Source organism: Pseudomonas sp. Marseille-QA0892 (assembly GCF_054950135.1).
Genome location: NZ_CM143104.1, coordinates 4,206,513 through 4,219,920, shown reverse-complemented (window position 1 = coordinate 4,219,920; position 13,408 = coordinate 4,206,513). Strand labels below are relative to the sequence as shown.

General features: G+C 61.4%; 14 protein-coding genes. 4 read left to right on the top strand and 10 right to left on the bottom strand.

Annotation, left to right across the window (positions count from 1 at the left end; translation table 11 throughout):
- Positions 1-4: 4 nt before the first annotated feature.
- The 3 genes from ACY8D3_RS19560 to ACY8D3_RS19550 are packed head-to-tail and all read right to left on the bottom strand — an operon-like array spanning position 5 to position 2,596.
- Positions 5-673, bottom strand: coding sequence for a methionine ABC transporter permease (locus tag ACY8D3_RS19560; RefSeq protein WP_462380495.1), 669 nt, complete (start codon positions 671-673; stop codon positions 5-7).
- Entirely contained in the window at positions 666-1,760 is a 1,095-nt protein-coding gene (locus ACY8D3_RS19555; protein ID WP_462380494.1) for a methionine ABC transporter ATP-binding protein, read from the bottom strand. Before ACY8D3_RS19555 ends, ACY8D3_RS19560 begins: the two co-directional genes overlap by 8 nt.
- Positions 1,757-2,596 (bottom strand): MetQ/NlpA family ABC transporter substrate-binding protein, encoded by an 840-nt coding sequence (locus ACY8D3_RS19550; RefSeq protein WP_462380493.1) that lies wholly within the window; start codon positions 2,594-2,596, stop codon positions 1,757-1,759. The genes ACY8D3_RS19555 and ACY8D3_RS19550 overlap by 4 nt, the downstream gene beginning before the upstream one ends.
- 266 nt (positions 2,597-2,862) lie before the next feature.
- Between ACY8D3_RS19550 and ACY8D3_RS19545 the strand changes: the two genes are divergently transcribed.
- Positions 2,863-3,744: a prohibitin family protein gene (locus ACY8D3_RS19545; RefSeq protein ID WP_462380492.1), complete on the top strand. Its 882-nt coding sequence runs from the start codon at positions 2,863-2,865 to the stop codon at positions 3,742-3,744.
- Between the two features lie 65 nt (positions 3,745-3,809).
- Here ACY8D3_RS19545 and ACY8D3_RS19540 read toward each other — a convergent pair whose 3' ends face one another.
- Positions 3,810-5,447 (bottom strand): Na+/H+ antiporter, encoded by a 1,638-nt coding sequence (locus ACY8D3_RS19540; protein WP_462380491.1) that lies wholly within the window; start codon positions 5,445-5,447, stop codon positions 3,810-3,812.
- 133 nt (positions 5,448-5,580) lie between these two features.
- Complete coding sequence (locus tag ACY8D3_RS19535; RefSeq protein WP_462380490.1) at positions 5,581-6,438, bottom strand: LysR family transcriptional regulator; 858 nt, start codon at positions 6,436-6,438, stop codon at positions 5,581-5,583.
- A gap of 112 nt (positions 6,439-6,550) precedes the next feature.
- Between ACY8D3_RS19535 and ACY8D3_RS19530 the strand changes: the two genes are divergently transcribed.
- Positions 6,551-6,976: a VOC family protein gene (locus ACY8D3_RS19530; RefSeq protein WP_462380489.1), complete on the top strand. Its 426-nt coding sequence runs from the start codon at positions 6,551-6,553 to the stop codon at positions 6,974-6,976.
- Positions 6,977-7,128: 152 nt separating this feature from the next.
- Here ACY8D3_RS19530 and ACY8D3_RS19525 read toward each other — a convergent pair whose 3' ends face one another.
- The 5 genes from ACY8D3_RS19525 to ACY8D3_RS19505 all read right to left on the bottom strand — a co-directional run bounded on the left by ACY8D3_RS19525 (position 7,129) and on the right by ACY8D3_RS19505 (position 11,950).
- Complete coding sequence (locus ACY8D3_RS19525; RefSeq protein ID WP_462380488.1) at positions 7,129-8,142, bottom strand: ABC transporter substrate-binding protein; 1,014 nt, start codon at positions 8,140-8,142, stop codon at positions 7,129-7,131.
- Between the two features lie 91 nt (positions 8,143-8,233).
- Positions 8,234-9,100 carry an ABC transporter permease gene (locus tag ACY8D3_RS19520; RefSeq protein WP_462380487.1) on the bottom strand — a complete coding sequence of 289 codons (867 nt, stop codon included), beginning with the start codon at positions 9,098-9,100 and terminating at the stop codon, positions 8,234-8,236.
- A gap of 12 nt (positions 9,101-9,112) precedes the next feature.
- The gene (locus tag ACY8D3_RS19515; protein WP_462380486.1) at positions 9,113-9,979 is read right to left on the bottom strand and encodes an ABC transporter ATP-binding protein; all 867 of its coding nucleotides are present in this window, start codon (positions 9,977-9,979) and stop codon (positions 9,113-9,115) included.
- A 41-nt stretch (positions 9,980-10,020) separates the two neighbouring features.
- Entirely contained in the window at positions 10,021-10,911 is an 891-nt protein-coding gene (locus tag ACY8D3_RS19510) for a TauD/TfdA dioxygenase family protein (RefSeq protein WP_462380485.1), read from the bottom strand.
- A gap of 463 nt (positions 10,912-11,374) precedes the next feature.
- Complete coding sequence (locus tag ACY8D3_RS19505) at positions 11,375-11,950, bottom strand: RBBP9/YdeN family alpha/beta hydrolase (protein WP_462380484.1); 576 nt, start codon at positions 11,948-11,950, stop codon at positions 11,375-11,377.
- A 192-nt stretch (positions 11,951-12,142) separates the two neighbouring features.
- Here ACY8D3_RS19505 and oscA point away from each other — a divergent pair, with 192 nt between their 5' ends.
- Together oscA and ACY8D3_RS19495 are read left to right on the top strand one after the other, a co-directional pair.
- Complete coding sequence (gene oscA, locus ACY8D3_RS19500) at positions 12,143-12,319, top strand: sulfur starvation response protein OscA (RefSeq protein WP_462380483.1); 177 nt, start codon at positions 12,143-12,145, stop codon at positions 12,317-12,319.
- A 79-nt stretch (positions 12,320-12,398) separates the two neighbouring features.
- A complete protein-coding gene (locus ACY8D3_RS19495) occupies positions 12,399-13,403 on the top strand; it encodes a sulfate ABC transporter substrate-binding protein (protein ID WP_462380482.1) in 1,005 nt (334 codons plus the stop codon).
- Positions 13,404-13,408 lie beyond the last annotated feature (5 nt).

Genomic DNA, 13,408 nt, shown 5'->3' with positions numbered 1-13,408 from the left:
GCCCTTATCGCGCCCGCAGATACCCGACATAGCGATCGCCTGCATACTGGATCCCGCAGACAAGCACGATAAGGATGGCGATTACCGCAAGCATCACGGTCGTGTCGTAGCGCTGGTAGCCATAGCGAATCGCCAGGTCACCCAGACCGCCGGCGCCGATCGCACCGGCCATGGCGGACGCTCCGATCATGGCAACGATGGTGATCGTGAAACCGCCAATGATGCCCGGCAGCGCTTCGGGCAGCAGGACATTGAAGATGATGTGCCGTCGCTCGCAGCCCAGCGACTGCGCGGCCTCGATTACCCCGCCGCCGACCTCGCGCAGGCTGACTTCAACAATGCGCGCAAAGAATGGCGTGGCTGACAGCGTGATGGGCACAACGGCTGCCCAGACACCTATCGTGGTCCCCACCAGCAGCCGCGTCAGCGGAATCAGTGCCACGAGCAGGATGATGAAGGGGGTCGCGCGAAAGGCGTTGATGGCACCGCCCAATACCCGGTTCAGTGTCGGCGCCGAAAAGATCGCGCCCCGCGCGGTCGTGACGAGCACCATTGCCAAAGCGATTCCGGCGAACCAGACGATCACTGCGGAAATACCCACCATGGTGACCGTATCCAGGAACGCCTTCCACAGCGCCCTGAGCATGAAGTCCGACAATCCGAGGCTAGACATGACCGACGACCTCCGCTGTGCTGAACAACTCGCGCGCCTTGAGGAAGGTGCTGATCCGTGAGGACGGTGCAGTCGTTGCGATCAGCAGCCTGCCCTGCGCGTGACCCTGGATCCGGTCTATCGTGCCGTGCAGCAATTCAACATGCGCCCCCAGCACGTGCGAGATCGCGCTCAGGTCCGGCTCGCGGGCCGTGGCGCCATCAAACACCAACTCAAGCAGCGTTCGACCCTCGCTGGTCGGCGCATCCAGACGGTTGCGCAAATCCGACGGCCGGTGCGTGGCGAGCGGCGCCAGCAGCGCCTGCGTGGCCGCCGCCTGCGGCCTGCCGAAAATCTGCCACACCGGCCCCTGCTCTACGACGCGCCCCTGCTCCAGTACCGCGACACGGTCGCAAACCTGCCGGATCACTGCCATCTCATGGGTAATGAGCACGATCGTAAGGCCCAGCCTTTCGTTGATTGCCTTCAACAGCGCAAGGATCGACTGGGTGGTTTCCGGATCCAGCGCGCTCGTGGCTTCGTCGCACAGCAGGATTTGTGGCTCGAGCATCAGCGCACGGGCAATGCCGACGCGCTGTTTCTGCCCGCCCGAAAGGCGAGACGGATAGACATGCTCCTTGCCTTCCAGGCCGACCAGCGCGAGCAGCTCACGTGCCTTGCGTTCGATCTCTGCGCGCTTCCGGCCAGCCGCCTTGAGCGGCAGCGCCAGATTCTCCAGCACGGTCTGCGAACTCAGCAGGTTGAAATGCTGGAATATCATGCCGACCCGGCGCCGTAGTTCGACCAACCGATGCCCGCGATACCGACCGATATCGTCGCCATCGATGACGATTCGTCCTTCGCTGACGTCCTCAAGCCGGTTGAACGTACGGATGAGGCTGGACTTGCCCGCCCCACTGCGCCCGATGATTCCGAACACTTCGCCTCGATTGATCGTCAGGTCGATGCCCGCCAAGGCGGTCAAAGTGCCACGCGGTGTGGCGTAGGTCTTGCCTACCCCTTCGACCCGGATATGCGGCACCGCCTGGATCGACTCCTCAACGGGCGTCGTCTCAGGATGCGGTTTGCGTAAGGTAACGACGCTCATCGTGCGGCCTCCTTGCGAACCGGCAGCCACGCAAGCGCATACAGGTCGGGATTGCCGTACGCCTTATCGATGGCGGCGCGTACGCGCGGGTCAGTCTGGAAGATATCGATGAAGGTTCGGATCGCAGGGTTATCGACGTTCTTCGAGGTCACCACAAAGCGCAGGGCGTAAAGATGGCCGCTCTCTTCGTCACGGCTGAACAGCAGCGCGCTGCCTGGATCTGCCGTACCGGCTGCCAGGATGTGCGATGGATAGCTCTGAGCGAGGGTGACATCGTCGAGCACTCGCGCAAGCTGGGGGCCGGGTAGCTCGATGAACTTCAGATGCTTGGGGTTGGCGGCGATGTCCGCCAGGCTTGCCTTGGGTCCGGCGCCTTCACGCAGGGTGATGAGGCCGGCCCGTTGATACAGATGGAGCCCCCGTCCCTGATTCACCGGATCGTCCGCTACGGCAACGGTGTCGCCGTCCTTGACCTGATCGAAGCCTGTGACCTTCTTCGAATAAAGGCCGACCTTGTTCTCCACGCCATAGGCAATGGGCACCAGGTCGTAGCCGTTCTGCTCGACTGCATTCTCGAGGAACGGCTGATGCTGGAAATAATTGACGTCGATATCGCCATTGGCGAGCGCCAGATTGGGGGTGTTCCAGTCGCTGAACGACAACACCTCCACATCCACCCCTTGCTCTTTGGCCAACCCTGCCGCCAGCTCGATGGCAGCGTTTTGGGGGCTGTCATTGATCCCCAGCCGAACGGTATCGGCATGAGCCGAGGTGGCGAGGGAAATTGATAGTGATAGGGCGGCCAGCAGGTGGCCGATGGCGCGTGATGAATGCATGGGAGCCACTCCGAAAATGAAAGCCCGCGAGGGCGATTCGTCTCCGGCGGTCCGGTCGAACGGTTAACTTCAACTTATCGGAATAACCAGCCCGGAATAAATACAGTTTTGTTCTAACGATATGGTCGCTCGTTCCGGCATTCATACCGACTGTGCGCTGCTTCCCAGAAGGCCACCGCTGTGGCGCTCTCGTCATGCCTTGGGCCCCTCGTGTCCGTATAATCCGCGCCCCGTTTTTTGGAAGCCCCCGCACAAGGAGTCGTAGCATGAAACCTGCCCCCCTCAACGGCCAGATTCAGGCGTTCCGCGGCCTCATTATCGCTGGCGTGATCATCGTCTTCGTATTGATCGCAGCGATGAGCAGCTGGTACACCATTGATGAAAAGGAGCGTGGCGTCCTGTTGCGTAACGGTGCGTTCGTCCACGTGGCCGAGCCTGGCCTGGGCTTCAAGCTGCCCTGGATCGACACGGTGAAGATCATTTCCGTGCAGAACCAGACGTCCACTTACAAGAACGTGCAGGCTTACAGCCGTGACCAGCAGAGCGCGACCATGTCGATTTCGGTTTCCTGGCACGTCTCCCCAGACGACGTGGAGCAGGTCTACAAGCGCTTCGGCAGCGAAGCATCGCTGGAGCAGCGCCTGATTGGCCGCCAGGTCAGCACCCAGGCCGAGCGCATCTTCGGTGGCTATACCGCGGTTCGCGCCGTGCAGGAGCGGGGCCAGTTGGGCATCGACTACGCCAATGCCTTCACCCATGCGATTTCGGGCCCCGTCGTGATCGACAGCGTACAGCTCGAGAACATCGACTTCAGCGATGCCTATGAGCGCTCCATCGAGGAGCGCATGAAGGCAGAAGTGGCCGTGAAAACCCGCGAACAGGATCTGGCGCGCGAGCGGGTTAATGCAGAGATCGCCGTGACCCAAGCCAAAGCGGCCGCGGATTCCGCCCTGGCGCGCGCACGTGCCGAGGCTGAGGCAACCCGCTTGCGGGGTGATGCCGAAGCGGCCGCCATCCAGGCGCGCGCCGATGCGCTCAAGGCCAACCAGGCACTGGTCGAACTCACCAAGGCCGAACGCTGGGACGGCCGTCTGCCAACCACGGTACTGCCCAACAGCGCGGTCCCGTTCATCGACAGCCGGAAGTAACACCGGGCCATCATCGAGCCCTTTTGCCGCCTCGACTCGCTGTCGCAGGTCGAGGCGTGCAACGTCTATCCCGCCTGTTGCGCCTCCATCAGATCGATCTCTCGAATCAGCTTGCGTGCCAGCTCTTCATCGAGCCTGTTGCGGCGGACGAGGCGGAACAGTTCGTCGCGCTCCGCCCGCAGGCCTGCCAGGCGCAACTGCCGCTCGATCTCTTCCACCTTGGCCGCATTCTGCCGCTCCTCACCCAATACCTGCTTGGCCCGGGTATCGATCCGGTAGCGATAGAGATCCGCAATGCGCCCGGCAGCCTCGATATAGCGGTCGGCGTCGGGCCGCCCTTCGCTCATCTGGTGCTGTGCCTTTTCGATCGCCCGAATGGCGGCGCGCGCCGCAATGTCTCGCGCCCGATCCATTTCGGTTTCATGCTCAGGCTCGGCAGGCAGGTCCAGGCCGTTCTTGAGCAGCATGGGCATGAAGATGCTGGCCATGACCAGCGAGACGATGATCACGCCTGCCGCCAGGAAGATCGCAAGGTCCCGGGCCGGGAAAGGCGTCCCGTCGGTCATCACCAGCGGCAGCGTGAGCACACCCGCCAGGGTGATCGTGCCGCGGGCGCCCGCCACGGACGTGACCGCCGCCACCCGCCAGAGGCCGCGAGGTGTGTCGGCACGACGGCGGTACAGCGTGAAGCGAATCGACAGCCAGACCCACGCGAAGCGCAATGCGCCCAGCGCGATATTGATCACGACCACGTATACCAGTAGCCAGATCGGCTCGTGGTGCCCCGTCTCGCGTACCACCTCCGCTGCGCCAGACACGATGCCGGGGAGCTGCTCGCCCAGGAGCACGAAGATCAGGCCGTTCAAGGCGAACTGCAGCAGGTCCCAGACGGCAGTCCGGCGAACCCGGGTAACGGCCAGCGCGCGGCCGGACAGCTCGGTGTAGCTCATGCTGATACCGGCCGCGACGGCCGCCAGAATCCCCGAGCAACCTCCATGCTCCGCGGCCAGATAGGCCACGAAGGGGATAAGCAGGCTGATCAGAATCTGCGCACCCGTTTCTTCGCCGAAGCGCTTCGACACCCACTCCTTGAAGCGCGTAATGACCCAGGTCACCGAGACGCCGATCGCCACGCCGCCAAGGGCCAGCTGGATGAAACTGATGCCGGCTTCGGACAGCGAAAAGCTGCCTGTAAGCGTGGCGGCGATCGCAAAGCGCAGGCACACCAGGCCCGATGCATCGTTAAGCAGCGACTCACCCTCGAGCACATGCATCAGGCGTTTGGGGATCGGTACTCGCTTGGCGATGGCCGAAACGGCAATCGGGTCCGTGGGCGAAATGACCGCGGCCAGCGCAAAGGCCACCGGCATTGGCATCGACGGAATCATGATATGGATGAAGTACCCGACCCCGACGACAGTGAACACCACAAGCCCTAGCGCCAGCGCAAGGATCATCTCCTTGTCACGCAGCAGGCCTTCCTTGGGGATTCGCCACCCATCGAGGAACAGCAACGGCGGCAGGAACAACAGGAAGAAGACGTCCGGCTCAAGCTCCAGCCGCCAGTCCGATGCCAAGGCAATGCAAGCACCCAACGCAATCTGTATCAGCGGCAGCGGTAACGCAAACGGCAACATCCTGACCAGCATGCTGCTGCCGATCACCGCGACGAACATCACCAGAACCAGGGTGATGGTTTCCATGTACGACTCCTTCTAAGCCTGCCGCGACCACGGCGGGCGGCCATGCCTGGCGAGTAACAGGGTGTTTCAGACTGCGCCATTGTCCAGGCCGTTCAGGCGGCCAGACAAGAGCAGCGTGCAAAGCGGCAGGAAGTCACCCGTGGAGGCAATCGCGAAACACTTTCAGCGCCGCGGACTGGCGAGCGCCGTGGCGCGACACCAGGATCAGCTCGCGATGGAAGAGATGGGTGCCCAGCGGAATCACGGTAAGCGGCGTCTCACGTTCCGCCCATAGCCCCGCTTGCGGAATCAGCGAAACGCCCAGCCCTCGTTCGACCATTCTGGCGATGGCATCGAGTTCATCCAATTCCAGCACCTGCCTGGGCTGGATGCGGTGCTTGCGAAGGAACTGGGTCACCAGTCGGCCCCCGAACGAGGTCCGGTCGTACCGCACGAAGGGAGACTCGGCCAACACGGCGAGTGGGTCTCTTTCGGGCGTTCCCGGTGGCGCAATGAGCACGAAGGGCTCGCTGCGCACGCGCTCGACGGACAGCTCCTTGGGCAATGCAAACGGCGGCTGAATGATGATCGCAAGGTCCAGCTCACCGCTGTCTACTCCGTTGAGCAGGTTCAGCGAGACGCCTGGCACCAGCGTGGGCTCGATACCCGGCGCGTGCTCACGCAACCGCTGCAGGATGGCCGGCATAAGGCAGGTCTGGACCGACCCAATGGCGCCTATGCGCAATTCACCTCGATATTCCTCTGGGTGCTCTGGCGCTCCCATCGCTGCAAACAGTGCGAGGATCTGGTCAGCCTGGGCAATTGCACGTTGCCCTGCGGCATTGAGCGTCGCAGTGCGACCGGAGCGATCGAACAGACGCAATCCGAGCGCCGCCTCGAGATTTTTCATCTGGGCGCTGACGGCCGACTGGGTCAGCCCGATCTGTTTGCCTGCCGCGGCAAAGGTCCCGCAGCGTACAACGGTCAGGAACGTCTTGAGCTCGCGAATCATGGCATTTGGACTGATCAAAAATTTTGAGGCTCGGCGCCAAATTTATCCGCTTTGCCCCATCCGATACAGCGCCAATAATGATCGTCCACAACAACCCACCTGGATGCCGACCGTGAGCCTTTCGCCTTTTCACCTTGCTATTCCCGTCTATGACCTTCCGGCAGCCCGCACCTTCTATGGCGATGTTTTTGGCCTCGCTGAGGGGCGCTCCAGCGACCATTGGGTCGATTTCGACTTCTACGGCCATCAACTCGTGATCCACGAACACCCCAAGACCGCCTCGCAGGACGCGGCGCACACCAACGCTGTTGACGGCCACGACGTCCCGGTGCCCCACTTCGGGATCGTCCTGAGCTGGCCTGAATGGGAAGCCCTCGCCGACCGCTTGCGGGCTCGCAATACGCAATTCGTGATCGAGCCGTACGTCCGCTTCAAGGGACAGGTTGGCGAACAAGCCACGATGTTCCTCTTCGACCCCTGCGGCAACGCGCTGGAGTTCAAGGCGTTCAAGGACATGAGCCAGCTGTTCGCGAAGTGAGGGCAAGCGCTGGAAGCGCGGCCTGAGGCAAGGCAGCCAGGGCGGGCTTCGGCCCACCTGGGCGCCAGCTCCCCGCCGGCCTATCGCCCGGCGGGCGGCACATTGCCGAGCGCATCCAACTGCCCTACCCATCTCGCCTGATCGCAGTGGCTTCAACTGCCCGGCAGGGAATGCGCTTCCTCGAAGAAATAGTCCTTCCAGGATTCGGCTTTGTTTTTCAGCACGCCCAGTTCATGCAGTTTTTCAGCGTATATGAAGGTGTTTTGTGGCGAGACGGTGAAGTTGTTTTCCCCATCTTCGACGATCCTTCGGACGAGTGCCGGATCGAGTTTCGAGTTCTCCACACGGATGTAGGTCTCAGCGGCCTTGGCTTTGTCTGCGTTGATGATTTCCGCCGCTTCCACCAGGGCGTCATAGAACGCCTTGTACGTCTTCGGATTAGCGTCATGGAATTTCTCGGTGGTGTAGAGCACGTTGAATGTAGCCGGACCACCGAGGATGTCGTACGAACTGATCAGCTTGTGCACCTTGGGATTTTCCAGCGCCTGGTACTGGAATGGCGGGCTGGAAAAATGCGCGGTCACCTCCGAGTGGCCGGATATGAGTGCTGCGGTTGCATCAGGGTGAGGCAGGCTCACGCTGATCTTGTCGAAACGCTTGAAGTCATCGTTGCCAAATAGCCTGGCGGTCTCGATTTGCAGCGTCCGGGACTGAAAGCCGACGCCGGCGGCAGGTACCGCAATGCGGTCCTTATCGGACAGGTCCGCCACCGTCTTCACGTCCGGGTTATTGCTCAACAGGTAGTTGGGCAGCGAGCCCAGCGCGGCAACGGCCTTCACGTTCTGGCGACCCTTCGTACGGTCCCAGACGGTCAACATGGGCGGAACGCCGGCGGATACGATGTCGAGGCTGCCGGCGAGCAATGCTTCGTTCATCGCTGTTGCCCCGGAGATGGTGCGCCAGTCCACCTTGATATCGAGGCCCTGGGCCTTTCCGTGTTTTTCGATGAGTTTCTGGTCCTTCACCACATCGAGGATCAGATAACCGATGCCGAATTGCTGGGCGATGCTGATTTCCCCTTCAGCATGAGCAGCTAGAGGTAGCGACAGTGCACCGAACAACGCCAATGCGCCGGCCAGGCGTTTTAATGTGCGGGGTGTTTTCATGGGCAAATCCTTTTTTTATCGATCGGGTTATGCCGCGCGGGTATGCACGCGGCCAGGTCGGAATCACTCGGTAGGCCCAGCGCTCAAGGCGCTAGCGTTGCATCCCCCAGCGTTTAACGGTCACGCGTTCGAGGCTGGCGAAGACAAGGTTTTCCACGAGCAGCCCGATCAGGATCACGGCGGCGAGCCCGGCAAAGACGTTGTCGGTGTACAACTCATTGCGACTCTGGAAGATGTACCAGCCCAAACCGCCCTCTCCGCTGCTTGCGCCGAACACTAGCTCTGCGGCAATCAGGGTGCGCCAAGCGAACGCCCAGCCGATCTTCAGCCCGGCCAGGATTGACGGCAGCGCGGCGGGAATGAGGATGTAACCCACGAAACGCAGGCCTTTGAGTCCGTAGTTGCGCCCCGCCATACGCAGCGTGTCGGACACGCCGAGAAAACCTGAGTACATGTTCAGTGCAAGCGCCCAGAGCACGGAATGCACCAGCACAAAGATCAGACTGCCTTCGCCCAGCCCAAACCACAGCAGCGCCAGCGGCAACAGCGCGATCGCGGGAAGGGGGTTGAACATGGACGTCAGGGTTGAGAGCACATCGCGACCGAACTGGGTCGATACCGCCAGCGTGGTGAGAATGAACGCCAGGAGGAGCCCAATCAGGTAGCCCTTGACCAATACTTGCAGTGATACCCAGACCTTGGCCGGCAGTTCGCCATTGAGCATTCCTGTCACGAAGGCGTTGGCGGTCTGCATGAAACTGGGCAGCAGCAGGTCGTTGGCCTGGATTCGAGCGGCAATTTCCCAGACGACGGCAAGCACGATCAGGATGAGCGTTTTGCGTAGCCAGCCCTGCTGCCAAAGACGAGCTGCGAACGGAACATCACGCTCCAGCGGCAAGTCGTTCACGGGTGCCAGGTCGAGTTCGTATTCCTGGCGACGCGCGGATGTTGGTGTCATGGCAAGGCTCCGTCAGTAGGCGATGCGGACATCGGCGAAGCCGAGTTCGTCGTGGGACGCCATCGATTCGTTCTCGCCGAACAGCAATCGATGGACACGTTGTGCGGTGCGCTGGAACTCAACACCGCCCAGGCTATGGAGATCAAACGTATGGCTATTGATCTCCGCCCGGACGCGCCCGGGATGGGGCGAGAGCAGCAGGATGCGATTGCCCACGACCAGCGCCTCCTCAATGGAGTGCGTGACGAAAAGCAGCGTGAAGCGCACCTCGTCCCACAGCTGGAGCAATTCTTCCTGCATCTTGCGCCGTGTCAGTGCGTCCAGTGCTGCGAACGGCTCATCCATCAGCAGGATCTTCGGCTGCATGGCCAGCGCTCGGGCGATGGCGACACGTGCCTTCATGCCACCGGACAGGGTGTGCGGATACGCATCGACGAACGCGGCGAGGCCGACTTTGCCAAGGTAGTGCAAGGCCCTGGCTTCCGCCTCGGCCCGGCCAAGGGTCCGGGAAGCCAGCAACGGAAACATGACGTTCTGCTTGACGGTCTTCCACGGTGGAAGCTGGTCGAATTCCTGAAAAACGACGATGCGATCGGGACCGGGCCCCGTCACCCGTGCACCGTCGAGTCGAATCTCGCCCCCAATCGGGCTCATGAAGCCGCCAACGGCCTTGAGCAGGGTGGATTTGCCGCAACCGGACGGGCCGAGCAGTACGAAACGGTCTGCGGGATCGACTTCGAAACTGACCTCGTGCGTCGCCCTGACCACACGCTGGGGCGTGCGGTACTCGAGGCTGACCTTATCCACCTGCAGTAGCGCAGGGGGCGGAAACGAGGAGACCGAGGCGCTGGCCGCGTGGCCTTGCAGGACGGTACTCATGGCGAGCTCCTGATACGTCGGAAGGTGTGTACGTAAGCCGATCAGAACGGGGCATTGCCCTGGATCGTCGTTCGGTAGAGCTTGCGACGCAGGTGCGCCGGGCAGCCGGTAGCCAGGTGCTGCAGGGACCGGTTGTCCCAGAAGACCATGTCGCGTGACTGCCAACGGTGGCGATAGATGAGTTCCGGGCGGGTGCTGTGCAGATGCAGTTCAGCAAGAATCTGTCGGCTCTCATCCTCGGGTACGTCGATGATCCGGGTCGTGAAGCCTTCACTGACGAACAGCGCCTTTCGACCGTTTTCCGGATGGGTGCGGACCACCGGATGTATCACCTCCTGCACCTGAGCGAGCTGCTCGGCCGACAGCGTTGGGCGCCAGTTGCCCTCGAACTTGGGCTCGGCATAACGCGCAGTGTACGAGTGTGCCGCCTGACGGCCCTCGACGGCGCGCTTGAGTGCTTCGGGCAGTGTGTCCCAGGCGCGATGCTGGTCGGCGAAAAGGGTGTCACCCCCTTCTGCCGGCAACTCCTGCGCATGCAGCATTGACCCCAGACTAGGCAGCTCCTTGTAGGAGAGGTCCGAATGCCAGAACTTGCCGGCATCGCCCAGTCCGAGCGGCTGCCCACGCTCGATGATGTTGGAGACGATAAGGATTTCCGGGTGGCCGGCCAGGTGGAACTGCTTCAGCACATGAATCTGCAGCACGCCGAAGCGGCGGCTGAACGCAATCTGCTGCACGGGCGTGATCACCTGGTCACGAAAGACGAGGACGTGATGATCAAGGTGCGCGCGATGGATGCGGGCAAAATCGCGGTCATTCACTGGAACGGTAAGGTCCAGCCCGATGACTTCAGCGCCCAGGCCACCGTCGAGGGGACGGATTTCGAACGATTGGTCCGGAGAGATGAGGGATACGTTGGTTGCAGCGGTCATGCAAGCGCTCCACACATGCGCCCTTTGGTTGGAGGGGTACGCCCGGGGGTATCCGGGTAGTAGCCCTTCGAAGGGAGGCGGTTACCGGCTGGGTGCCGGCGGTCAGTGTGCGGCGCGCCGATTGGTCGGCGAGTACGCGATGAAAATAAGATATCGATATAAGAAACGTTCGTTAAATATCGTTAGCGAATAAAGATATGTCGATGCCGTATTTGAATCGAACGACGCCAGGACGGCAGAACGACATGCGTCTTGCGCCCGGAGCAAGCGCCGGCATCCATCGGGTTTGTATAGGCAGAGTACCGAGGCATCACCCTAAGCGAGGGCGTGCCTTTCGAGGTGAGCATGCATCAGGGCTGGACCGCTGAGCACACGGCACTGGCGCTGAAGCTCTCGCTGCAGAGCACCAGCGAAGGAAAGGACGGTGGACTTCAGCCCACCGGTGTCCAACGTGCCGGCACTTCTACGCCCGCCGCAGCGTTCGCTCCTCGATCAGTCGCCGCAACCGATCAAGATAGACAAAACCTTCGTGCCATTGGGTGTGGCCGGAGGCAACGTTCAAATGGCCGACGCCTGAAAGAATCTCCGTCTCCGCGCTCCAGAGACGGCCCATGTGCAGTGCACGCTCGGCAGTTGCGGCGGGGTCATTATCCGATCCCACAAGCAAGGCAGGGAAAGGCAGTGCTTTGTCAGGCAGTGGCGCGAAAGGTCTCAGGGCCTCTGGGCAGCCCGGCCGCTCAACATCGGCGGGCGCGATCAGCAGTGCGCCCAGTACGCGTCGTTTCAATACGATGGGCGCCTGCCGCGCCCAGTGCGCAACCGTTGCGCATCCGAGGCTATGGGCGATCAATACAGTGGGTGACGCATCGCTCATCACCGCATGCTGGAGCGCAGCAATCCACAGGTCCCTGTCCGGTCGCAACCAGTCCGCCTGCTCGACGCGCGATGCATAGGGAAGCGTGCGTTCCCAATGGCTTTGCCAGTGATTGTCCGGCGATCCGTGCCAGCCAGGAATGATGAGGTATCGGGTCGGCTGCATCGCTGTGCCCTCGAATGAAGTAGGGCCAGTCTAGGCAGGCAGCGTCGCCAGCTGAAGGAATAAAACGGAATGTACTTAGAGCGTTCGGTAATTTCCAAATCGAATAAGAAAATTTCTAAACATTATTTTTCAGTATAACCAGCGCTCGCCTATAGTCCGATCCAACACAGTTAACGACAGGGGAGCCAGGTTATGAGTGCGAATATCCGCAGCATCGATGGCCAGGATGAAGCCACCATCCTGCGTGAGATTCAGAACGCGCTGCGGGACCTGCGCTTCGGGTCGGTCGAGATCACGGTGCACAACGCACATGTGGTGCAGATCGAGCGCAAGGAAAAATTCCGGCTGCAGACCCCTACCGGCAAGTAATCCCTTCCCGCCGCTAACAAACACAACTACATCTCGCACCCCAGTCGCGTACGCCGTTGCTACGCTCAAGGAGCCGTACATGTCCATCCGCCGTTTCGCGCTTGCTGCCGTCGCCAGCGCCCTGATCGCCTCCCCTGCCTTCGCCGCCACTGAACTCCTGAACGTGTCCTATGACCCAACGCGTGAGCTCTACGTGGAATTCAACAAGGCATTTGCCGAGCACTGGAAGACGGAGACCGGCGAGACGGTCCGCATTCGCCAATCCCATGGCGGCTCAGGCAAGCAGGCGCGATCGGTCATCGACGGCCTGCCGGCGGATGTCGTGACGTTGGCGCTGTCCGGCGACATCGACGCGTTGAATATCAAGCAGAAGCTGATCGACCCGAACTGGCAGGCGCGCTTGCCCGACAACAGCACACCCTACACCTCGACCATCGTCTTCCTGGTTCGCAAGGGTAATCCCAAGAACATCAAGGACTGGAACGACCTGGTGCGCGATGGCGTAGAGGTCATCACGCCGAATCCAAAGACTTCCGGCGGCGCACGCTGGAATTTTCTGGCGGCGTGGGCCTATGCCCGCAAGCAGTTGGGTGACGATGACAAGGCGCTGGAGTTCGTGACGGAGCTGTACCGCCACGCCCCGGTTCTGGATACCGGGGCGCGCGGTGCCACCATCAGCTTCGTACAGCGCGGGCTGGGCGACGTGCTCCTGGCCTGGGAAAACGAGGCGTACCTGTCCCTTGCCGAGGAAGGCGGGGACGAGCTGGAAATCGTTACGCCGTCCCTGTCGATCCTCGCCGAACCGCCAGTCGCCGTCGTGGACCGCAACGTCGAAAAGCGCGGAAGTGCGAAGGTTGCCGAGGCCTATCTGAACTACCTGTATAGCGATGAAGGCCAACGCATCGCGGCGAAGAACTTCTATCGCCCGCGTAACGAGAAGATCGCTGCCGAGTTCAAGGACCAATTCAAGGATCTGGAGCTGGTCACCATCGACAAGGAGTTCGGCGGCTGGAAAGAAGCTCAGCCCAAATTCTTCGATGACGGTGGCGTATTCGACGGCATCTTCAACAAGATCAATCAGTAAGTGCA